A 21,036-nucleotide genomic window follows, 5' to 3' on the forward strand; every position below is an offset into this window, starting at 1 on the left:
CGGCCGGTCGGGGCGGAGTATGACTACGAGTTCAGGTCGGCCGCAACGGTGTAGCTGGCCTCGGTCTTGCTCGCGACCTCGTCCAGGGTCACGCCGTCGGCCAGTTCGATCAGCTCCAGACCCGATCCGTCGGGCTTGACGTCAAAGACGCACAGGTCGGTGATGATGCGGCTGACCACGCCCGCGCCGGTCAGGGGCAGGGTGCAGGCTTTCAGCACCTTGGACTGGCCGTGCTTGTTGGCGTGGTCCATGACCACGACCACGCGCTTGACGCCCGCGACCAGGTCCATGGCGCCGCCCATGCCCTTCACCAGCTTGCCGGGAATCATCCAGTTGGCGATGTCGCCGTTCTCGGCCACTTCCATGGCGCCGAGGATCGACAGATTGATGTGGCCGCCGCGGATCATGGCGAAGCTGTCCGCCGAGCTGAAATAACTGCTCTCGGGGATCTCGGTGATGGTCTGTTTGCCGGCGTTGATCAGGTCGGCGTCGACCTCGTCCTCATAGGGGAAGGGGCCCATGCCCAGCATGCCGTTCTCGGACTGGAGGGTGACCTCCATGCCGCGAGGGATGTAGTTGGCGACCAGGGTCGGGATGCCGATGCCGAGGTTGACGTAGAAGCCGTCCTGCAGCTCGTGCGCGGCGCGTTCGGCCAGTTGTTCGCGGGTGCGGGCCATTATGCGGTCTCCCGGGTGCGGACAGTGCGTTGTTCGATGCGCTTCTCTGGCACGGTCAGGACGATGCGGTCGACATAGATGCCGGGGGTGTGGATCTGGTCGGGGTCCAGCGAGCCGGTCGGGACAATGTGCTCGACCTCGACCACGGTGACCTTGCCGGCGGTGGCCATCATCGGATTGAAGTTGCGGGCGGTCTTGCGGAACTGGAGATTGCCGCGGCCATCAGCCTTCCACGCCTTGACGATCGACAGGTCGGCGACGAGGCCGGTCTCCATGACGTAGTCGCGGCCCGCGAAATTGCGGACCTCCTTGCCCTCGGCGACCAGGGTGCCGACGCCGGTGGCGGTGAAGAAGGCGGGGATGCCCGCGCCGCCGGCGCGGATGCGCTCGGCCAGGGTGCCCTGGGGGTTGAACTCGAGCTGCAGCTCGCCGGCCAGATACTGGCGCTCGAACTCCTTGTTCTCGCCGACGTAGGACGAGATCATCCTGGCGATCTGGCGGGTCTCCAGCAGCTGGCCGAGGCCGAAGCCGTCGACGCCCGCGTTGTTGGAGATGACGGTCAGACCCTTGGTCCCGCTGTCGCGCAGGGCGGCGATCAGGTGCTCGGGAATGCCGCACAGGCCGAAGCCGCCGGACATGACGGTCATGCCGTCGAAGGTCAGGCCCTCGAGGGCGGACGCCGCGTCGGGGAAGATCTTCCGCATCGCTTCCTCATATTTTCACCGCCTGATGAATATCGGCGGCCGTGGTTCGTCCCTAGCGTGAGGGCGCGGGACGGGCAAGGCGAGTGGAAAAAAACACAGTCTAGAGAGTCTACTTCGTCTACTCCGTTCGCCTCGTTCGAAGGTGGATCCCGGGACCGCCACGCCCCAATATGGCGCCGGCCTACGTCAGAATCGGACGGAGCCCGTGGTGACCGGATGCGCGGGCGGGGCGCCGCGTTCGCGGTAGCGGGCGCCCTTGAGGATGCCGAGGAAGGCTTCCCAATGGATGCCCCAGGTGACCTTCCAGGTCAGGAGCGGGTGGGTCACGAAGGCGCGCAAAAGCTGGCCGTCGGTCAGGGGGCGGCGGCGTCCGGCGAAGCTGGCGGTCAGGATCGGCGTGTCGCCCCGGCGAACGGCGACGACGATGGAGACGGCGTCCCCGGGCGGGCGGACCGTGAAGTCGTAGGTCAGGTCGCGGTCCATGAAGGGGGAGACGAAGAGTTGTTTTTCCGCTGTCTGCCGCACCGCGCCCGTCTGGTTCGCGGGAACAGCGACCAGATAGCTGTGCCGTTCGTGGAAGGTGTTGGTGACCTCGTAGAGCAGGGCGGCGAGGGCGCCGTCCGGCGTGTGGCAGAAGAAGACGCTGATCGGATTGAAGCCGTAGCCGAGGATGCGGGGCATGGTCAGCAGGCGGATCGGGCCGCCGGCGATGTCGATGCCCGCGTCGGCCAGATGGCGTTCGATCTGGAAGCGTAGCGGACGACCGGACCGGTCGCCGTGGTCCGAGGCGCGCAGGGTGACCGGGCCGAAGCGACGGCCCAGCAGGCGCAGGCGGTCCTGAAGCCCGCCCAGCTCGTCGAGATCCGCCAGCACCATCCAGAGGCGGTAACGCAGGCGGTGGTCGAAGGTCCGGGTGCGCTGATGGACGACCTCGCCGACGTAGAGGGCGGAGGCGGGCGCGCCTGCAGGACGGGGGGTCACGCCGCCTCGGTCAGCCGCCCGGGCGCGGCCGCCGGGGCGCGCACATGGATACGGCCGCTCTCGTTGGCCACGGTCCACGGACGGCGGACGCCGCCCAGCTGTTCGGCGACGGCCAGGCCGGCCTGCAATCCATCCTCGTGGAAGCCCGAGCCGAACCAGGCCCCCGCGAACCAGACATTGCGGCGGCCCTGCAGGCTCCACAGGTCCGACTGGGCCGCGACGGCGGCGGCGTCGAAGACGGGGTGCTCATAGTCCCATTCGCCAAGGATCAGTTCGGGATCGGGCGCCTTGGCGGGGTTCAAACTGACGAAGAGGGGCGGGCCGGGCAGGCTTTGAAGCTCGTTCATCCAGTAGGTGACGCCGCCCTCGCCCGCGCGGTCGGAATAGCCGAGGTGGGTCCAGGCGGCCCAGGCCTTGCGCCGTTTCGGCATCAGCGACGTGTCGCGGTGCAGGATGACCCTGTTGGGGCGGTACCGGATAGCGCCGAGCAGACGCCGGTCCTCGGCCGAGGAGGACTCCAGAAGGGCCAGGGCCTGATCGGAATGGGTGGCCAGGACGACGGCGTCGAACCGCTCCAGCCGGCCGTCGGCGAAGCGCAGGGCGGCGCCGTCGAGACCGCGCAGCACGCCGGTGACGCCGGCGTCGGTGACGACGCGGCCGCGGAAGGCCTCGGCCAGCCGGGTCACATAGGACCGGCTGCCGCCGTCGACCGTGCGCCAGGTCGGCTTCAGGTCCACCTTGAGCAGATTGTGGTTCATGTAGAAGCGCACGAAGGAGGCGGCCGGATAGCCGGCCATCTGTCCCATGGTGCATGACCAGATGGCGGCGGCCTGGGGCAGCAGATGGGCCTCGCGGAACAGGGCGCCGTAGCCGCCGCGGGTCAGATAGGCGTCGAGGGTTTCGCCGGACCGTTCCAGCGCCGCGAGGTCGCGGGGGGCCTGTTTCTGGAAGCGCAGCAGGTCGCCGATCATGCGCCAGAATTTGGGGCTGGCGTAGTTGCGCTTCTGGGCGAACAGGGCGCCGAGCCCCTGGCTGCAGTATTCGAACGCGCCGTCGTCGAGGGAGACGGCGAAGGACATCATGGCCGGTTTGGTCGGCACCTCCAGATGTTCGAACAGGGCGGTCAGATTGGGATAGTTGGCTTCGTTATAGACGATGAAGCCCGTGTCGACGGCGACCGGTTCGCTGGGCGAGGGGGCGTCGACGGTGTGGGAGTGGCCGCCCAGCCGGCCGTCCGCCTCGAACAGGGTCACGTCGTGCGACTGCGACAGCAGCCAGGCGCAGGACAGGCCCGATATGCCCGAACCGACCACGGCGATGCGCTTGCCGACGGGCGGTTCAGTCGTGGCGACGAGTTGGGGGGTCATGCCGGCTCCGGAAAAAACTCGCCCGAAGCTACGGAGCGGGCCCCGGGATGGATGCCGGACATCCGGATGGCGCCGCCGGACGTAGCTGGAGCGTTCGTCAGCCTGTCAGGACTTCCGCATGAGCCTTACCAACGTCGCCATTCGCCGGCTGCAGGACGCGCCGTTTCCGGATCTGGTCGCCCGCCCGGCGATCGACAGCCTGGTGTCGGAGGCGCGCAGGCGGCTGGACCGCGAAGGGCCGCATGACGAGGCGGCGTTCGCCCGCGACATGGCCAGACGCGCCATCGCCGAGCATGCCGGGGCGGCGAATGAGCAGCACTATGAGTTGCCGGCCGAGTTCTTCCGCCTGTGTCTGGGCCGGCGGCTGAAATATTCGTGCTGCCTGTATCCGACCGCCGACACGACGCTGGACGAGGCCGAGGAGGCCGCCCTGGCCGAGACCTGCGCCCACGCGGGCCTGACAGACGGCCAGCGGGTGCTGGAGCTGGGATGCGGCTGGGGCTCGCTGAGCCTGTGGATGGCCGAGCGCTATCCGGGATCGACCATCACCGCCGTCTCGAACAGCCATGGCCAACGCCAGCATATCGAGGCCCAGGCGGCGGCGCGGGGGCTGACCAATCTGACGGTCATCACCGCCGACATGAACGACTTCCGGGCTCCGGTGGCGGCGGGCGAGGGCTATGACCGGATCGTCTCGGTCGAGATGTTCGAGCATATGGCCAACTGGCGGGCGCTGTTGAACCGGGCCCGGGGCTGGCTGAAGCGGGACGGGCGGATGTTCATCCATGTCTTCACCCATCGCGACGCGCCGTACCGGTTCGATCACACCGACAGCGGCGACTTCATCGCCCAGCATTTCTTCACCGGCGGCGTCATGCCCAGCCGGGGGCTGATGCGGCAGTTTCCGGACCTGTTCGAGGTCGAGCGGGAATGGAGCTGGAACGGGGTCAACTACAGGCGGACGGCGGACCACTGGCTGGCCAATATGGACGCCAACGGCGACCGGGTGATGGAGCTGATGCGGGAGACCTACGGCGCCGACGCGGCCCTGTGGCGACGGCGCTGGCGGCGGTTCTACCTGGCGACGGCCGGCCTGTTCGGAAACGACGACGGAAACACCTGGGCGGTCAGTCATTACCTGCTGAAGCCGGCTTGAGGAGCTGAACCATGATCAAATATGTCGCCGCCTATCTGGGCGCGGGTCTGACCTTCGCCGCGGTCGACGCGGTCTGGCTGACCACCATGACCGACCGGCTGTACAAGCCCGTGCTGGGCCCGATCCTGGCGGACAAGCCGGACATGAGGGCCGCCGTGGCCTTCTATCTGATCTCCATCGCGGGGACGGTGTTCCTGGCCATCGAGCCGGCGCTGCGCGAGGGCGCCTGGCAGAGGGCGGCGATCAATGGCGCGGTGCTGGGGTTCGTGGCCTACGCCACCTATGACCTGACCAACCAGGCGACGCTGAACGTGTGGTCGACGCGGCTGACGATCATCGACCTGTGCTGGGGAACGGCGCTGACGACGCTGTCGGCCCTAGGCGGATATTTCGCGGCGCGCTGGGCGGAAGGACGGTTCGGCTGACGCCGGCCCCAGGGGGGCGAGGGGACGGTCCGGTTAACCTTTTTATTCCCGTGACGCGGGCCTGAGGTAGCGGTCCCGCGGCGATAGGGTAAAAGACCCGACGGAACAGGGTTCAGTCGGGGGACGGTTTGCGCGCTGGCATAAATGCTCTGACGGCGACCTTCGTGGTCGGCGTGCTGGCCGGGCTGGTGCTGACGCCCGACGGCCGGGCGTGGCTGCGCCATCCGACCGTGATGCTGGGCGACAGGGCCGCGGCCTCGGCGCCGCCCGCGCCCGTTGCGCCGGTCGCTCCGGTGGCGGTCGCCGCCCCGGTCCTGCCCGCCGTGACGCCGCTGGATGCGCGTCTGGCCGAGGGGCCGCTGCGTATCGGCGTGTTCGGGGATTCGATGGCCGACGGCCTGTACGCGGGCCTCTACCGCGACCTGCAGCACACGCCGAATGTGACGGTGAGCAAATTCTCCCAGGTGTCGACGGGGCTGAGCCGCTACGACTACGTCGACATCCAGTCGAAGACGCGGGGCCAGCTGGACGCGCAGCCGGTGGACGTGGCGGTCATGCTGTTCGGCACCAACGACGCCCAGGGCATAGAGATGGACGGGCAGGTCCATCCGTTCGGCTCTGACGGCTGGAAGGCCGCCTACGCCCGGCGGGTCGACGACCTGGTGGCCCTGCTGCGCAGCCGCGACGTGGCCGTCTATTGGGTCGGCCTGCCGCGCATGAAACGGGATACGTTCGACGCGAAGATGACGCTGATCAACGGGGTGGTCGAGGCGCGGATGAAGGCGCTGGGCGTGCCGTATATCGGCACCACGGCCCTGACCTCGAACGGCGAGGGCGGCTATGAGGCCTATCTGCCGACCGACAGCGGTCGCCGCACCCTGATGCGGGCCAATGACGGAATCCATATGTCGATGGCCGGCTATCTGAGGCTCAGCGCGCCGGTGTCGGCGCGGCTGAAGCGCGACGCGGGTCTGGACCGGCCGGCGGCGGTTCCTGTTCCGGCGGCTGCGTCCGTATCGCCCGCCGGCTGAGAATGACGCTGCGGGGGGCGGTCATCGCGGCCGGGCTGTGGGGGGCGGCGACCGGCGTCGCGGCCCAGACGCCCTATGCGGCGCTGCTGACGCCCCGGCCGGGCGCCGGGGTCTGCGCCGCCAGCCTCTGTCAGCCGGAGGCGCTGAACAGCCTGTTCAAGGCGCTGGCCGCCACCGAGGCCGGAACTTCCACCCGGCCGGTGCACATCCTGCAGCTCGGCGACAGCCATACGGCGGGCGACCGCATCACCGGCAAGCTGAGGGCCGTATGGCAGGCGCGGTTCGGCGATGGCGGGCGGGGCGTCCTGCCGCCCGGCGCCCCCCACGAAGGCTATTCGCCGATGCAGGTCGAGGTGACGGCGGCGGGCTGGCGCATCGTCCCCGCACCCCTGACCTATCCGGGCTTCGAGCCCTACCCGGTCGGCCTGACCGCCGTGTGGGACCTCAACGCCGATCCGGACGGCCGCCTGACCCTGCGGCCGGACGCGCCGCTGCGGGAGACGGAGATCCGGCTGTGCTGGGAGGCGCCGTGGGGCGTGACCGTGTCGGACGAGGACGAGACCTGGACCGTCGCGGCCGAGCCGCGCGGCTGGTTGCTGTCCTGCGGCGGGATCCGTCCCGCGACGCCGCCGGGGGAACTGGTCGTGCGTCCGGCCGATCCTGAACGGCCGCGCGTGCGGCTGGATCATATCCGGCTCACGAAGACGGGGCCGGGCGTCGTGGTCTCCAACCTGGGACAGGTCGGGGCGACGTTGGCCGATCTGGCGGCCCGGACCGAAGAGGTGGTGATCGACGAACTGGCGGAGTGGCGGCCGGACCTGATCGTGGTCGCCTACGGCGTCAACGAAGGCTTCGACGACGCGCTTGAGCCCGCGGCCTACGACCTCATGTTGCGCGGCCAGATCGACCGGCTTCGGCTGCGCGCACCCGGGGCGGCGCTGCTGATCCTCGGCGCCCCCGACGCCCAGCGCAGCGGCGTCACGGGCGGCTGCAGCGCGGACGGACTGCGCGCGCCGCCGCCCTCTCTGGCGGTGGTGCGGGACGTGCAACGCCGGGTCGCCGCCGACATGGGTGTGGCGTTCTGGGACTGGCACGGGCGGATGGGCGGCGACTGTTCAGCGGACCGGCTGGCGATGCGGGACGAGCCGTTCATGCGCGGCGACCGGGTGCATTTCACCTCGGCCGGGGCGGACTGGATCGGCGGCGTGCTGAGCGACGACCTGCTGGCCGCCTATGACGCGTGGAAGGCCGGACAGGGGGCGGCGGACTAGATGCTGTTCCCCACGCTCGCCTTCGGCGTCTTCTTCCTGTTCGTCTATTTCACCGCCTGGTCGCTGGATCGCGAGAACGGGCGGCGAAAACTGTTCCTGCTGCTGGCCAGCTGGTTCTTCTACGCCCAGTGGGACTGGCGCTTCGTCGGCCTGCTGATCCTGTCGGCGGTGCTGAACTGGGGCGTCGGGGCGCTGATCGCGCGACAGCCGGGGGCGAGGAAGGCGTGGCTGGTCGGCCTGGGCGTCGCGGTCAATCTGCTGATCCTGGGCTTCTTCAAATACTATGGCTTCTTCATCGAGCAGGCGGGCGAACTGCTGATGCGGTTCGGCTGGGAGCGGGACCTGCCGCTGCTGCAGGTCGTGCTGCCGGTGGGGATTTCCTTCTTCACCTTCCAGGGCATTTCGTATGTCGTGGATGTGCATCGCGGGAAGACGCCGCCGGCGAAGTCGCTCCTCGATGTCATGCTGCTGATGAGCTTCTTCCCGCATCTGGTGGCCGGGCCGATCGTGCGGGCCTCGGACCTGCTGCCGCAGTTCGACCGGACGCCCCGCCTGACGCGGGAAATGGCGACGCACGGCCTGCTGCTGATCGTCTGGGGCCTGTTCAAGAAGACGGTGATCGCCTCCGAGATTTCGGTGAACCTGGTCGATCCGGTGTTCTTCGATCCGTCGGCCTATGGCGCGGTGGACATCGCGGCGGCGGTCTATGGCTATGCGGTCCAGATCTATTGCGACTTCTCGGCCTATTCGGACATGGCGATCGGGATCGCGGCCCTGCTGGGCTATTCCTTCCCGCGCAATTTCGACCAGCCTTACCGGGCCAGTTCCATGCAGAGCTTCTGGCGGCGCTGGCATATCAGCCTGTCCAGCTGGCTGCGCGACTATCTGTATGTGCCGCTGGGCGGCGGGCGGAAGGGGCTGGTCTCGTCCTGCATCAACGTCTTCATCACCATGGTGCTGGGCGGGCTGTGGCACGGGGCGGCCTGGACCTTCCTGGCCTGGGGCGCGCTGCATGGCGGGGTGCAGGTGATCGAGCGCCTCGGCCGCGCGGCCTTCGGCGACCGCAAGGTGATCCCGACGGTGGTCGGGGTGCTGGTCACCTTCCACATCGTCTGCCTGGGCTGGATCCTGTTCCGGGCCGAGAGCTTCGACATGGCCATGGCCATGCTGCAGGGGCTGGGGCGGATCGGGCCGGTGGTCATGCTGACGCCGCTGCTGCTGATGCTGATCGTCGGCGGGCTGGCCATGCACTGGCTGCCGCCGCGCGCCATCGAGGGCGTGGCCGAGCGGCTGAAGACGGCGCCGTCGATCACCCTCGGCCTGCTGATCGGCGCGGCCTTCCTGCTGATCGAGGCGGTGCGGCCCGAAGGCGTCGCCCCCTTCATCTATTTCCAGTTCTGAGGCGTTGGACCCGCGATGACCGACGACACGACAGGCAAGGATGGCGAAACGCCCGCGACGCCGCTGGAGCCGTTCCCGGTTCATCGGCCGGAATCGCCCTTTCCGCCGCTGTACGAAAGCCTGCCGCCGCCGCCGGAGGATCCGCCCAGCGACTGGATCGAGACGGCTGACGCCCACGACCTGCCGACGCGCGACAACGCCCTGACCGCGCTGGGGCGGTTCGCCTTTCCGCCCGCGCCGCCGCTGGACGACGAGGGCGTGGCGGCGCGCGACCGGCGCTGGACCAGCCGGACCATACTGATGACGGCGGCCTTCCTGATGGTGTTCAACGCCGTGTCGCCGCTGAATTGGGCGCGCCAGCAACCGCCGGGCTGGATCCCCGGAACCGTGGAGCAACTGTCCGAGGTCTGGGTGGCTCAACTGGCGGTGTTCGGGGTCGACATGCCGCGTCAGGGTCTGCGCGAGATGTGGATGGCGGCGCGCCAGGCGCGGTTCATCGGCCAGGCGCCCGAGCCGACCACGCCTTGACCGACCGCGCGCGCCGACCCTAGCGTGCGACGCCCGGAGAGGGGCGATTGGTTCGGGGAAACATCACATGCGTCGTCATCTGTTCGGCCGGGCCCTGCCCGTCTTCGTCCTGCTGGCCGCCGTGGCCGGGCCGGCCCTCGCCCAGGACGGGCTGACCTATCAGCAGCCGCCGGCGCCGATCGCGGACATTCTCGACACCAAACCCACGCCCACGCCCAGCCTGTCGCCCGACGACACGACGCTGGCGCTGTTCGACCGGGCCAATCTGCCGCCGATCGCCGAACTGGCCGAGCCGATGCTGCGGCTGGCGGGCTATCGCATCAATCCGCGCAACAACGGGCCGGCGAACAGCCGCGTGTCCTGGCTGACCGGGCTGAGCCTCCAGCCCGTCGCGGGCGGCGCGGCGCGCACGGTCGCGCTTCCGGCCAACGCCCGTTTCATCTCGCCGAGCTGGTCGCCGGACGGCAAGTCGATCGCCCTGCTGATGGACGCGCCGACGGGGCTGGAGCTGTGGACGGTCGATGTGGCCAGCGCGCAGGCGAGCAGGCTGACCGACGCGCGCGTCAACGCGGCCGGGGGCGTGGCGTTCGACTGGCTGCCCGACAGCTCGGGCCTGCTGGTGCGGATGACCCCAGAGGGACGCGGCGCGGCGCCGGACGTGACGCGTCCGCCGACGGGCCCGACCGTGGCCGAAAGCATGGGCCGGGCGGCGCCGGCGCGGACCTATCAGGACCTGCTGACCGATCCCGGCGACGAGGCGCTGTTCGATCATTATTTCACCTCGCAGCTGACGCTGGTCCCGCTGAACGGGGCGCCCCGCACGGTCGGAGCGCCGTCGGTCTACCTGGGCGCGCGGGTGTCGCCGGACGGGCTCCATGTGCTGCAGACGACGGCCAAGCGGCCCTACAGCTATGTGGTCCCGGCCAATCTGTTTCCCGCCGACGTGGTCGTCACCGATCTGAACGGGCGCATCGTGCATCGGGTGGCGGACCTGCCGCTGAGGGACAACATCCCCACGCCGTTCGACGCCGTGGCCCCCGGGCCGCGGTCCGTGCAGTGGCGCTCGGACGCGCCGGCGACCCTGGTCTGGACCGAGGCCCAGGACGGGGGTGATCCGCGCACGCCGGCCGAGGTTCGCGACCGGGTCTTCACCCTGGCGGCGCCGTTCAGCGCCCAGCCGACGCCGCTGGTCGATCTGAAGGAACGCTACGGCGGCGTGACGTGGGGCGACGCCGATACCGCCCTGGTCGACAGTCAGTGGTTCAATACGCGCCACGAGACCCGCTATGTCGTCGACCCCTCGAACCCGGGGCAGGGTCGGGTGCTGCTGGAGCGCAACTATCAGGACCGGTACAACGACCCCGGCTCGCCGGTGACCGAGCCCAACGCGAGCGGCTTCCCCGTCATTCGCTTCGCCGGGGACGGCCGTGTGTTGATGACCGGCGCCGGGGCGACGCGCGAGGGCGAGTATCCGTTCCTGGCCGCCATGGATCTGACGGACGGCCGGTCGGAGCGGCTGTGGACCTCGGCCAGCGGCGACTATGAGGCCGTCGTCGGCTTCCTCGACGAGGCGGGCCGCAGGGTCGTGACCCGACGCGAGACGCGCAACGATCCGCCCAACCTGTTCGTGCGCGACCTGACCGTCGGCGAGCCGACGGCCCTGACGCAGTTCCCGGATCCCGCGCCGCAACTGGCCGGGGTCAGCAAGCAGACGATCAGCTACGCCCGCGCCGACGGGGTGCAGCTGTCGGGGACGCTGTATCTGCCCGCCGGCTACGACAAGGACCGCGACGGTCCGCTGCCGCTGATCATGTGGGCCTATCCGGCCGAGTTCACCGACGCCGCCGTGGCCGGTCAGGTGGTCGACACCGCCAATCGCTTCACGCGGCCGGGCGGGATCAGCCATCTGTTCCTGCTGACCCAGGGCTATGCCGTGCTCGACAATCCCTCGATGCCGATCGTCGGCGTCGATGGAGCCGAGCCGAACGACACCTATATCGAACAGCTGAAGGCCAGCGCCGAGGCGGCGGTGAACGCCGTGGTCGAACTGGGCGTGGCCGACCGCGACCGCATCGCCGTGGGCGGGCACAGCTACGGCGCCTTCATGACCGCCAACCTGCTGGCGCACACCGACCTGTTCCGCACCGGCATCGCCCGGTCGGGCGCCTATAACCGGACCCTGACGCCGTTCGGCTTCCAGGCCGAGCAGCGGACCTACTGGGAGGCGACCGAGACCTATACGGAGATGTCGCCCTTCACCTACGCCAACCGGGTCAATGAGCCGATCCTGCTGATCCACGGCGAGGCCGACGACAATTCTGGCACCTTCCCGATCCAGTCCGAGCGGTTCTACGCCGCGCTGAAGGGGCAGGGCGCGACGGTGCGATACGTCGTCCTGCCGCTGGAGGCGCACGGCTATCGGGCGCGGGAGTCCGTGGGCCACACCCTCTGGGAGATGACCCGCTGGCTGGACCAGTATGTGAAGAACGCGGGGCCGCGTTGATTTGGAAAGGCCCGGCTTGGCCGCCGGGCCTTGTCATCCCGGACACCGCGAAGCGGTGATCCGGGACGGGATGCGCCAATAGCCTGACCTCCCGGAAATCGCGGCGCGATTGTCCGGGAGACGGGTGATCGTCGCAGTGTGGGTCGACCTGTCTCCCGGACAGCTGCTGGCGCAGCTTCCGGGAGGGTCAGCGATGTGGGCGAAGCGTCCCGGCTCTCCGCTTCGCTTCGGCCGGGATGACAAGCGCGCCGGCGAAGGAGCGCAAGGATCAGGCCTCGACGATCTCGCCCAGGCCGTCCGCCGTCTTCGCCACGGTGAAGGTCTTCAGCACGCGCTCGTCATAGGGTTTAGCGAACAGGGTCGAGACGGTGCGCAGCTCGGCCTTGGCGTGGTCCGGGGTCAGGGTCAGCAGGATATAGCCCTTGGCCGACTGGTCGCAGAAGACGACCTCGTCATTGGCCTGCATCAGGGCGGCGCCCAGCGGCAGCCGGGGCACGGCGTCGCCGGGCGAGGGGCTGGAGATGGCGCTGGTCCCGAACTCGACGCCGCGGCGGGCGCCGGCGGCGTCCCTGAGGTCGTCGACCCAGAAGGCGTGGCTGTCGCCGGCCAGGACGATCGGCTGGACCCCCGCCTCGGCGAAGGCGGCGTACAGGCGCTCGCGGCCGGCGGGATAGCCGTCCCAGCTGTCGAGGTTGAAAGGCACGCCCAGTTTGAACAGCTCGATCGACTGCTGGACCTGGCCGCGGACGGCGGCGGGCAGGGTCGCCAGAAGGCCGGCGATCTGCAGCGGATTGGCCATGGTGGTGATGTCGGGGCCCTGGACGCGGGCCATGACCACCTGGTTGCCGACGACCTGCCACGGCTTGCCCGAGGCGCGCGAGGCCTGAAGCGTGGACCTGATCCAGTCGCGCTGGGCGTCGCCCAGCAGGTCGCGGGCCGGATCGTTGCGCTTCGTCTGGAAGGCGGCGAGGTCGGGGCGGCCGTCCGCGACCGGCATGTCGGCCTCATAGGTCAGCTGTTCGCCGCGGGCGAGCAGGCGGGTCTCGACCATCAGCAGGCTGGCGAGGTCGCCGAAGTCGAAGCTGCGCTGGATGGCTTCCGGCGTCAGACCGGCGCCCGGCTCGCGGATCGGCATCCATTCGAACCAGGCCTTGAGCGCCGCGGCCTTGCGGGTGGCGTAGGCGCCCTCGGTGGCGGGCGTGTGGTTCTCGGCGCCGGCGGTCCAGGCGTCGTTGGCGATTTCGTGGTCGTCCCAGACGCAGATGAAGGGCGCGCGGGCGTGGGCGGCCTGCAAGTCGGGGTCGGTCTTGTACTGGGCGTGGCGGGTCCGGTAGTCGACCAGGGAGACGATCTCATGGGCCGGCGCCGGGATGCGGCCGAGCGGGGCGCCCGAGGCCATGCCGTAAGCGTCGGGCTCGGCGCCGTATTCGTAGATGTAGTCGCCGAGGTGGACGACGGCGTCGAGCCGCTCCAGCTTCGAGACCGCGTCCCAGGCGTTGAACAGGCCGCCCGGGTAGAGCTGGCAGGAGGCGACGGCGAGCACGACATCGGGGGTCGGGCCGGCGGGCAGGGTGCGGGTGCGGCCCTGCGGCGACCGGGTCTCGCCGGCGGTGAAGGCGTAGCGATATTCGACGCCGGGCTGCAGGCCGGCGACCGGGACCTTGACCGTGAAGTCGCGATCCGGTCCGGTCTCGACCGTGCCCGAGGCGACGGAGGCCGCCGCGTCGCCCTCGCGCCAGACCGACCAGTCGACCCGCACCGCGCGGACCGTCGGATCCGTCGGGGTGACGCGGGTCCAGATCATCACGCCGTCGTGTCGGGGATCGCCGGAGGCCACCCCGTGGACGAAGGCGGCGGCCGAGGACGCGCGGGCGGCGGCGGGAACAGCCGCCCCCGCCGCGCCCGCGCCGAACAGGCCGAGAAGGTCGCGGCGGTGCAGGGTCATCGCTGTGGCTCCTAGTAGCGCAGGCTGAGGGTCGCGCCATAGGTGCGCGGCTCGCCGGCGATGAAGGTCGGCAGGCCGAGGCCGTCGCCGGTGTTGCCGGCGTCCTTGATGTATTCCTCGTCCAGCAGGTTGTCGCCGAACAGCTCCAGACCCCAGTTGGCGTCGGACGGGGCGTAGCGGACCCGCAGGTTCAGCAGGCCGTAGGCCTCCTGGACCTCGTCCACGGCGGTGTCGGGGACGAAGTTGCCGGTCTGGAGATCGGCGCGGTCGTTGTCGTTGTCGAAGAAGGTTTCCGACTGCCAGCTGTACGTCGGCTGGACCTCGACCTCGCCGCCCGGGAGGGCGACGCGCCAGGTCAGGCCGACCGAGGCGCGGTTGTCGGGCGACAGGCGGAATTTGTTGCCGTCGAAGATGCCCGCCTCGAACCGCGAGTGGTTGTAGGCATAGGTCGCGAACAGATCGAGGCTGTCCGAGGGGCTGAAGAAGGCCTGGCCCTCGAAGCCGTAAGCCGTCGCCTCGCCGGCGTTGGTGGTGAAGAACTGGGTCCCGACCTGAACCGTGGTCTGGAAGTTGGTGTAGTCGTAGAAATAGGCCGCGCCGTCCAGCCGCAGGGCCCCGCCCATCATCGCCGTCTTGGCGCCGAGCTCATAGCTGTCGACCCGTTCCTCGTCGACGAAGGTGAAGGCTGGAGCGCCGAAGGGCGAGGACGGTGCGCCCGGAGACAGCACCGCCGGACGGCGGCCGCGGGCGTAGTTGGCGTACAGGTTCGTATCGTCGGTCAGGGCGTAGCGCGCCGTGGCGCGCCAGGTCAGGCCGTCATCCTCCAGATCCTGGCTGACGGTCGAGCCGTTGCCGGCGGTCGGCTGGAAGGTCAGGCCGAACAGGGGGAAGGCGGCGGTCACCGGGGCGGTGGCGGCGCCGGGCTGGGCCAGCTGGAAGACGACGCCGTTGGCGAAGGCGCCGAGGGCGGCGGCCTGGGTCAGGGCGGCGGGCGTGCCCTGGGCGACCAGGGCGGCGATCTGGCCCTGCAGCTGCTGCACCGCCAGCAGGCCGCCGAGGATGGAACGGCCGTTCAAGGTGGCGGTGGAAATGCCGGTGGTCTTCTCATCCTGGGTCCAGCGGACGCCGAGGGCGAACTCGAGCCGGTCGGTCGGGCGCCAGGTCACGTCGCCGAACACGTCGAACGACTCCAGCTCGCTGGAGTTGGTGGCGGTCTCGATGTGTGAGGACTTCAGATTGTTGCGGATGCCCGGGATGAAGGGGGCGGGGATGCCGAACGCCGCCAGGATGGGGTCGATCAGGGCCGGGCTGGAGAAGGCGGCCAGGGGCAGGGCGGTCGTGCCGGCGGCTGCGGGATTGCCGTCCAGCAGTCCGGCCAGCTGGGCCAGGGCGACCCGCTCGTTGAACTCGGTCGGGGTGCGCTGGAAGCCGTCCTCGTTGAAATAGCCGGCGCCGATGAAGCCGGAGACGGCGCCGCCGTTGTCCCAGTTCAGGCGCAGCTCCTGGCTGAACTGCTTGCCCTGGGCGTCTTCGCCGGCGAACAGCAGGGGCAGGGAGATGCCGTCCGGATCGAAGGCCTCATACGATTCGAACTCGCGGTAGGCGGTGGTCGAGGTCAGGGTCAGGGCGTCCGAGAAATCGAACCGGCCGATACCCGTCACGCCGTGAACCGTGCGGTCGAGGCCCAGAGGCTTGCCGCCGTCGAACGTGCCCGCCGGCGTCAGGGCCGCGCCGTCCCACGGATCGCGGCCGCCCAGAACGGCGCCCGTCGTCGGGTCGGCGGGCGAATAGGCCATGGCCTTGAACGAGGTGCCGGGGCCTTCGTCAGTCTGGTAGTTGCCGATCAGGTCGTAGCGGAAGGCGTCATTCGGCTGGAAGGCCAGGCCGAGACGCCAGGCATAGGTCCGGAAGCCGTTGTAGTCGGGCCCGCCGAGCAGGTTCTCGACATAGCCCTCGCGGGTCTTCATCCGCGTGGCGAAGCGCAGGGCCAGCATGTCGTTGATGGGGGCGTTCACCATCGCCTCGACCATGCTGTAGTTCAGATTGCCGAAAGCCAGCCGGCCCGCCGCGTCGAAGCCGTCGATGTCGGCCTTGTTCTGGATGACGTTGATCGCGCCGATCAGGGCGCCGCGGCCGTAGAGGGTCGACTGCGGGCCCTTGGCGACCTCGATGCGCTCGACGTCGAACAGTTCGACATAGGAGCCGCGCGATTTCGAGATCGAGACGCCGTCCTGATAGACCGAGACGCGCGGCTCGTTCGTGGCTTCGCCCGAGTCCGAGGTGATGCCGCGCATCACGAAGCCGGGGTTGTTGGGCGACTGGTTCTGCACCAGCAGGCCGGGGGTGAAGGCCGAGAGCTCCTCGAAGTCCTGGACGCCGAGTTTTTCCAGCATGTCGCCGCTGTAGGCGGTCAGGGCGAAGGGCACCTCCGTCGCGCTCTGCTCGCGCAGCTGGGCGGTGACGATGACCTCGTCCAGGCTGGTCGGCTCGGCGTCCTGGGCCGAGGCCGCGCCGGCCAGCCCCCAGACGAGACCCAGCGCGCTGGCGCCGAGGAGAATTTTGGTCCGTTGAACGCGATACGTCATGGCAGCCCCCTGCGATTGGATGGTGCGGCGTAGCCGTGGTTCATGCCGGACCTGCGACAGGCCCGCGTCGGCGCGGTGAAGCTGCAAAGGCGTTCCGATGACGAACCGTCCGTGAACGCAGCGAGGCCGCGGTTCGCGCGACGGCAAGGAACGCTTGTCGCGCCGCAACATTCCTGTTGCTTCAGCGCCGCTTGTCAGGCCACGCTGCGGGATCAATGCAGCGGGAGTGGTATGGCCTTCGACGAAATGTCAGGTGGGACGGCCGGGTATGGGGCGGATGTCCGCGACAGCTACCGCGGGCTTGCCCGCTGGCTGGCGGAGGCGCCGGAGGGCCTGCTGCAGGCGCGGTCCCGTCAGGCCGAGCTGTTCTTCCGCCGCATGGGCATCACCTTCGCCGTCTATGGCGACGCGGAATCCAGCGAGCGGCTGATCCCCTTCGACGTGGTGCCGCGCATCATCGGCGCGTCGGAATGGGCCGGGCTGGAGGCCGGGCTGATCCAGCGGGTCACGGCGATGAACCTGTTCCTCGCCGACGTCTACGGCCCGCAGGAGTGCCTGAAAGCGGGGATCCTGCCGCCGGAACTGGTGCTGACCAATCCCCACTATGTGCCCGAGATGCAGGGCCGCCGGCCGCCGCGCGGGGTGTGGGTGCATATCGCCGGCGTCGATCTGGTGCGGACCGGCGAGGACGGCTTCTACGTGCTGGAAGACAATTGTCGTACGCCCAGCGGGGTCTCCTACATGCTGGAGAACCGCGAGATGATGATGCGGCTGTTCCCCGATCTGTTCGCCGACTATCCGGTGCGGCCGGTCGAGACCTATGCGGACATGCTGCTGTCGTCCTTGCGGGCCTGCGCGCCCGAGGCGGCCGGAACCGATCCCACGATCGTGGTGCTGACGCCGGGGCCTTTCAACTCGGCCTATTACGAACACTCCTTCCTGGCCGACAAGCTGGGAGTCGAGCTGGTCGAGGGGCGCGACCTGTTCGTCGACGACGGCAAGGTCTTCATGCGCACGACGCAGGGGCGGCAACAGGTGGACGTCGTCTATCGCCGCATCGACGACGCCTTCATCGACCCCCTGACGTTCCGGCCGGACTCGTCGCTGGGCGTGCCGGGGCTGATGACGGCCTATCAGGCGGGAACGGTGACCCTGGCCAACGCCGTCGGCACGGGCGTGGCCGACGACAAGGCCGTCTACACCTACATGCCCGATATCATCCGCTTCTTCACCGGCGAGGAGCCGATCCTGAAGAACGTGCCGACCTGGCGCTGCCGCGAGCCGGAGGCGCTGAAGGAGGTGCTGTCGAAACTGGATCAGCTGGTGGTCAAGGAAGTCGGCGGATCGGGCGGCTACGGCATGCTGGTCGGGCCCGCCGCGTCGAAGAGCGAGATCGAGGCCTTCCGCAAGAAGCTGATCAACCATCCCGACGACTTCATCGCCCAGCCGACCCTGGCGCTGTCGACCGCGCCGACGCTGGACAAGGGCGAGCTGGCCCCGCGCCACGTCGACCTTCGGCCCTTCGTGCTGTCGAGCCCCGAGGGGGTGAAGGTGGCGCCGGGCGGGCTGACGCGCGTGGCGCTGAAGCCGGGGTCGCTGGTGGTCAACTCCAGTCAGGGCGGCGGGACCAAGGACACCTGGGTGCTGGATGTTTGAGATCGCGGACATGTCTCCTCCCCATCTTCGATGGGGAGGTGGCTCGGCGGCGATCAGCCGGCGAGACGGAGGGGGCGACTCCGTCAGATGGTTTGCGTGTTCGATCGGCGACGGCCTGCGCCGCCCCCTCCGTCACGGCGCGAAGCCGCGCCGCGCCACCTCCCCACGGTGTGGGGAGGAGACCTGAGATGCTCTCGAGAACCGCAGACAGTCTGTACTGGACCGGCCGCTATATCGAGCGGGCGGACTTTCTCGCCCGGATTCTGGAGGCCACGCTGAGGCTGGCGGCCATTCCGACGCGCGGCGACGGCGACGCCGAGACGGTGTGGGCCAGCGCCCTGGCCTCGGCCGGGGCGCCCAAGGCGCTGGGCCGGTCGCCGACCGAGAAGTCGGTGCGCGAATATCTGGCCTTCGCGCCGGACAATTCCTCGTCGATCACCGCCTGCATCACCCGCGCCCGGACCAATGCGCGGTCCGTGCGCACGGCGCTGACGATCGAGCTGTGGGAGGCGATCAACGGGGCCTGGAACGGGCTGGAGGAGCAGGGCCAGCCGACCCGCCGCGACGACTTCGCCCGCTTTCTGGAGTGGGTGAAGACCGTCACCCTGTCGGTCGAGGGCGCGACCAGCCGGACCATGTTGCGCAACGACGGCTACTATTTCCTGCGCCTCGGCGCCGCGATCGAGCGGGCCGACAACACGGCGCGGCTGCTGGACGTCAAATACCATCTGCTGCTGCCCGAGGGCGAACGCGTCGGTGGGCAGCTGGACTATTTCCAGTGGACGACCCTGCTGCGCGAGGTGTCGGCGCTGACGGCCTATCGCTGGGTGTATCGCGACAGCGTCAAGCCGTGGCTGGTGGCCGATCTGCTGGTGTTGAACCGGCAGATGCCGCGCTCCCTGGCCAGCTGCCAGTCGTCGATCGTGCGCTATCTGGAGCGGCTGGCCAGCGACTACGGCCGGCGCGGGCCGGCGCAGCGGCTGGCGGCGGAGCGGATGCGGGCGTTCGACAACTCGCGCATGGACGACATCTTCCAGTCGGGCCTGCACGAATACATCCAGGCGTTTCTCGGCGAGAACGGACGCCTGGGTCAGGCGATCCACGAACAGTATCTGAGCTGATCCAGTGCGCATCCGTATCGATCACGCGACCACCTACGCCTACGACCGGGCGGCGCGCTTCATTATCCAGACCCTGCGGCTTTCGCCCCGCTCGTCCGAGGCCCAGCAGGTGCGCGACTGGCGTGTGGAGACTGATGTCGACGCCCGTCTGCGAAAGTCCGAGGACGCCTTCGGCAACATCGTCCACACCCTCTACACCGAGCAGCCGACCCAGAGCCTGACGATCCGGGTCTCGGGCGAGGTGGTGACGAACGAGACCGCCGGCGTCGTGCCGCGGGATCAGGAGACGCTGTCGCCGCTGGTGTTCCTGAGGGATACGGCGCTGACGAAACGCGACAAGCTGATCTCGGTCTTCGCCTCGGAGTTTTCGGCCCATCCGCCGCTCGAGCGGCTGCATCGGTTGATGGCCGGCATCCACGGCTCGGTGGCGTTCGAGGTGGGAGTGACGACGCCGACCCACACGGCGGCCGAGGTCCTGGCCCTGGGCCGGGGGGTCTGTCAGGACCACGCCCATGTCTTCATCGCCTGTTGCCGGGAGATGGGCGTGCCGGCGCGCTATGTGTCGGGCCACCTGCTGCGGCGCGACGGACAGGACGACCAGGAGGCGGGCCACGCCTGGGCCGAGGCCTGGATCGAGGATCTGGGCTGGGTCGGCTTCGACCCGGCCAACGGCATCTGTTCGACGGACCGCTATGTGCGGGTCGCTACGGGGCTGGACTATCTGGGCGCCGCCCCTGTGCGGGGGGCCACCTATGGCGGCGGCGGCGAGCGGCTGGCGGTGCGTCTGAACGTGCGTGATGCGGACATGCAACAGAGCCAGCAGCAGGCCTGACGTCGGTGCGGATGCGGGCGCCGCCGTCGCGCGAATCTGATACCGTCGCCCCATGACTGCCGTACGGGGATGGCGCACCAGATGACCTATTGCGTGGGCATGCTGGTCGAAGAGGGTCTGGCGATGATCGCCGACACCCGCACCAACGCGGGCGTCGACAGCATTTCGACCTATCGCAAGCTGCACGTCGTCGACCGGCCCGGGGACCGCGTTCTGGGCGTCTGCACCGCCGGCAATCTGTCCGTCACCCAGACCGCGCTGGCCATGGCGAAAGAGGGCGTCCATCTGAACGTCGGCGACGAGCCCGAGACGCTGGAGACGGCGCCGACCCTGTTCCGCTGCGCCCAGATTCTGGGTCACGCCCTGCGCAGCGTACGGCTGTCGATCGCGCCGGCGCTTGAGGCCGACAGCCTGAACACCTCGGCCTCCATGCTGCTGGGCGGCCAGATCAAGGGCGGCGAGATGGGGCTGTTCCTGATCTACAGCCAGGGCAATTTCATCGAATGCGGCCGTGACACCCCCTATCTGCAGATCGGCGAACTGAAATACGGCAAACCCATTCTGGAGAGCGGGCTGGCGTTCGATTCCCCGCTGGCCGAGGCGGTCAAGCTGGGCCTGATCTCGTTCTCCACCACCATGCGCAGCAATGTCGGGGTCGGGGCGCCGTTCGACCTGATCACCATCCGGCGCGGCTTCATCAGCGGCGAACAGCGGCGGATCGAGGAAGACGATCCCTATTTCGCCGATCTGCACGAACGCTGGACGAGGGCCCAGACCACCGCGCGCCGTTCGATGCCCGAGCCGCCGTGGATGATGGGACCGCGGCTGGCGTCCAGCCGAACCTAGGCCATTG

Annotated in this window: 17 protein-coding genes; 11 read left to right on the plus strand and 6 right to left on the minus strand. The window is 69.2% G+C overall.

Going from position 1 to position 21,036, the window contains the following annotated elements:
- Positions 1 to 23: 23 nt before the first annotated feature.
- The 4 genes from WC555_RS04875 to WC555_RS04890 form a co-directional block, all read right to left on the minus strand.
- Positions 24 to 677, minus strand: coding sequence for a 3-oxoacid CoA-transferase subunit B (locus WC555_RS04875; RefSeq protein ID WP_373251661.1), 654 nt, complete (start codon positions 675 to 677; stop codon positions 24 to 26).
- The gene (locus WC555_RS04880; protein WP_373251663.1) at positions 677 to 1,381 is read right to left on the minus strand and encodes a CoA transferase subunit A; all 705 of its coding nucleotides are present in this window, start codon (positions 1,379 to 1,381) and stop codon (positions 677 to 679) included. Before WC555_RS04880 ends, WC555_RS04875 begins: the two co-directional genes overlap by 1 nt.
- A gap of 186 nt (positions 1,382 to 1,567) precedes the next feature.
- On the minus strand, positions 1,568 to 2,362 hold the full coding sequence (locus tag WC555_RS04885) for a DUF1365 domain-containing protein (protein WP_373251665.1): 795 nt from the start codon (positions 2,360 to 2,362) through the stop codon (positions 1,568 to 1,570).
- Entirely contained in the window at positions 2,359 to 3,729 is a 1,371-nt protein-coding gene (locus WC555_RS04890) for an NAD(P)/FAD-dependent oxidoreductase (RefSeq protein ID WP_373251667.1), read from the minus strand. The genes WC555_RS04885 and WC555_RS04890 overlap by 4 nt, the downstream gene beginning before the upstream one ends.
- A 118-nt stretch (positions 3,730 to 3,847) precedes the next feature.
- On the opposite strand from WC555_RS04890, the gene WC555_RS04895 reads away from it, so the two are divergent.
- The 7 genes from WC555_RS04895 to WC555_RS04925 all read left to right on the plus strand — a co-directional run bounded on the left by WC555_RS04895 (position 3,848) and on the right by WC555_RS04925 (position 12,044).
- Positions 3,848 to 4,885 (plus strand): cyclopropane-fatty-acyl-phospholipid synthase family protein, encoded by a 1,038-nt coding sequence (locus WC555_RS04895; RefSeq protein WP_373251668.1) that lies wholly within the window; start codon positions 3,848 to 3,850, stop codon positions 4,883 to 4,885.
- Positions 4,886 to 4,896: 11 nt separating this feature from the next.
- Entirely contained in the window at positions 4,897 to 5,310 is a 414-nt protein-coding gene (locus WC555_RS04900; protein ID WP_373251669.1) for a DUF2177 family protein, read from the plus strand.
- 128 nt (positions 5,311 to 5,438) lie between these two features.
- Complete coding sequence (locus tag WC555_RS04905) at positions 5,439 to 6,341, plus strand: DUF459 domain-containing protein (protein WP_373251672.1); 903 nt, start codon at positions 5,439 to 5,441, stop codon at positions 6,339 to 6,341.
- A 2-nt stretch (positions 6,342 to 6,343) separates the two neighbouring features.
- Entirely contained in the window at positions 6,344 to 7,612 is a 1,269-nt protein-coding gene (locus WC555_RS04910) for a GDSL-type esterase/lipase family protein (RefSeq protein ID WP_373251675.1), read from the plus strand.
- Positions 7,613 to 9,013: an MBOAT family protein gene (locus WC555_RS04915; RefSeq protein ID WP_373251677.1), complete on the plus strand. Its 1,401-nt coding sequence runs from the start codon at positions 7,613 to 7,615 to the stop codon at positions 9,011 to 9,013.
- A gap of 15 nt (positions 9,014 to 9,028) precedes the next feature.
- The gene (locus WC555_RS04920; protein WP_373251679.1) at positions 9,029 to 9,541 is read left to right on the plus strand and encodes a hypothetical protein; all 513 of its coding nucleotides are present in this window, start codon (positions 9,029 to 9,031) and stop codon (positions 9,539 to 9,541) included.
- Between the two features lie 67 nt (positions 9,542 to 9,608).
- Positions 9,609 to 12,044, plus strand: a complete 2,436-nt coding sequence (locus WC555_RS04925; RefSeq protein WP_373251682.1) for a prolyl oligopeptidase family serine peptidase — start codon at positions 9,609 to 9,611, stop codon at positions 12,042 to 12,044.
- 268 nt (positions 12,045 to 12,312) lie between these two features.
- Here WC555_RS04925 and WC555_RS04930 read toward each other — a convergent pair whose 3' ends face one another.
- Both WC555_RS04930 and WC555_RS04935 read right to left on the minus strand, forming a co-directional pair.
- The gene (locus WC555_RS04930; RefSeq protein WP_373251684.1) at positions 12,313 to 13,989 is read right to left on the minus strand and encodes an alkaline phosphatase; all 1,677 of its coding nucleotides are present in this window, start codon (positions 13,987 to 13,989) and stop codon (positions 12,313 to 12,315) included.
- Between the two features lie 11 nt (positions 13,990 to 14,000).
- Positions 14,001 to 16,574 (minus strand): TonB-dependent receptor, encoded by a 2,574-nt coding sequence (locus WC555_RS04935; protein ID WP_373251685.1) that lies wholly within the window; start codon positions 16,572 to 16,574, stop codon positions 14,001 to 14,003.
- Between the two features lie 231 nt (positions 16,575 to 16,805).
- Between WC555_RS04935 and WC555_RS04940 the strand changes: the two genes are divergently transcribed.
- The 4 genes from WC555_RS04940 (at position 16,806) to WC555_RS04955 (ending at position 21,029) form a co-directional block, all read left to right on the plus strand.
- Positions 16,806 to 18,230 carry a circularly permuted type 2 ATP-grasp protein gene (locus tag WC555_RS04940; RefSeq protein ID WP_373251688.1) on the plus strand — a complete coding sequence of 475 codons (1,425 nt, stop codon included), beginning with the start codon at positions 16,806 to 16,808 and terminating at the stop codon, positions 18,228 to 18,230.
- A 188-nt stretch (positions 18,231 to 18,418) separates the two neighbouring features.
- Positions 18,419 to 19,351, plus strand: coding sequence for an alpha-E domain-containing protein (locus WC555_RS04945; protein ID WP_373251690.1), 933 nt, complete (start codon positions 18,419 to 18,421; stop codon positions 19,349 to 19,351).
- Between the two features lie 4 nt (positions 19,352 to 19,355).
- Positions 19,356 to 20,183, plus strand: a complete 828-nt coding sequence (locus WC555_RS04950; protein WP_373251693.1) for a transglutaminase domain-containing protein — start codon at positions 19,356 to 19,358, stop codon at positions 20,181 to 20,183.
- 69 nt (positions 20,184 to 20,252) lie between these two features.
- Positions 20,253 to 21,029, plus strand: a complete 777-nt coding sequence (locus WC555_RS04955) for a peptidase (protein WP_373251696.1) — start codon at positions 20,253 to 20,255, stop codon at positions 21,027 to 21,029.
- Positions 21,030 to 21,036: the final 7 nt, after the last annotated feature.

The organism is Brevundimonas sp. (genome assembly GCF_041648615.1).
Lineage (GTDB): Bacteria > Pseudomonadota > Alphaproteobacteria > Caulobacterales > Caulobacteraceae > Brevundimonas.

Coding starts and splice junctions, on each gene's coding strand:
- WC555_RS04875 (WP_373251661.1), bottom strand. CDS start 677: ATGGCCCGCACCCGCGAACAACTGGCCGAACGCGCCGCGCACGAGCTG.
- WC555_RS04880 (WP_373251663.1), bottom strand. CDS start 1,381: ATGCGGAAGATCTTCCCCGACGCGGCGTCCGCCCTCGAGGGCCTGACC.
- WC555_RS04890 (WP_373251667.1), bottom strand. CDS start 3,729: ATGACCCCCCAACTCGTCGCCACGACTGAACCGCCCGTCGGCAAGCGC.
- WC555_RS04895 (WP_373251668.1), top strand. CDS start 3,848: ATGAGCCTTACCAACGTCGCCATTCGCCGGCTGCAGGACGCGCCGTTT.
- WC555_RS04900 (WP_373251669.1), top strand. CDS start 4,897: ATGATCAAATATGTCGCCGCCTATCTGGGCGCGGGTCTGACCTTCGCC.
- WC555_RS04910 (WP_373251675.1), top strand. CDS start 6,344: ATGACGCTGCGGGGGGCGGTCATCGCGGCCGGGCTGTGGGGGGCGGCG.
- WC555_RS04915 (WP_373251677.1), top strand. CDS start 7,613: ATGCTGTTCCCCACGCTCGCCTTCGGCGTCTTCTTCCTGTTCGTCTAT.
- WC555_RS04920 (WP_373251679.1), top strand. CDS start 9,029: ATGACCGACGACACGACAGGCAAGGATGGCGAAACGCCCGCGACGCCG.
- WC555_RS04925 (WP_373251682.1), top strand. CDS start 9,609: ATGCGTCGTCATCTGTTCGGCCGGGCCCTGCCCGTCTTCGTCCTGCTG.
- WC555_RS04930 (WP_373251684.1), bottom strand. CDS start 13,989: ATGACCCTGCACCGCCGCGACCTTCTCGGCCTGTTCGGCGCGGGCGCG.
- WC555_RS04935 (WP_373251685.1), bottom strand. CDS start 16,574: ATGACGTATCGCGTTCAACGGACCAAAATTCTCCTCGGCGCCAGCGCG.
- WC555_RS04940 (WP_373251688.1), top strand. CDS start 16,806: ATGGCCTTCGACGAAATGTCAGGTGGGACGGCCGGGTATGGGGCGGAT.
- WC555_RS04945 (WP_373251690.1), top strand. CDS start 18,419: ATGCTCTCGAGAACCGCAGACAGTCTGTACTGGACCGGCCGCTATATC.
- WC555_RS04955 (WP_373251696.1), top strand. CDS start 20,253: ATGGCGCACCAGATGACCTATTGCGTGGGCATGCTGGTCGAAGAGGGT.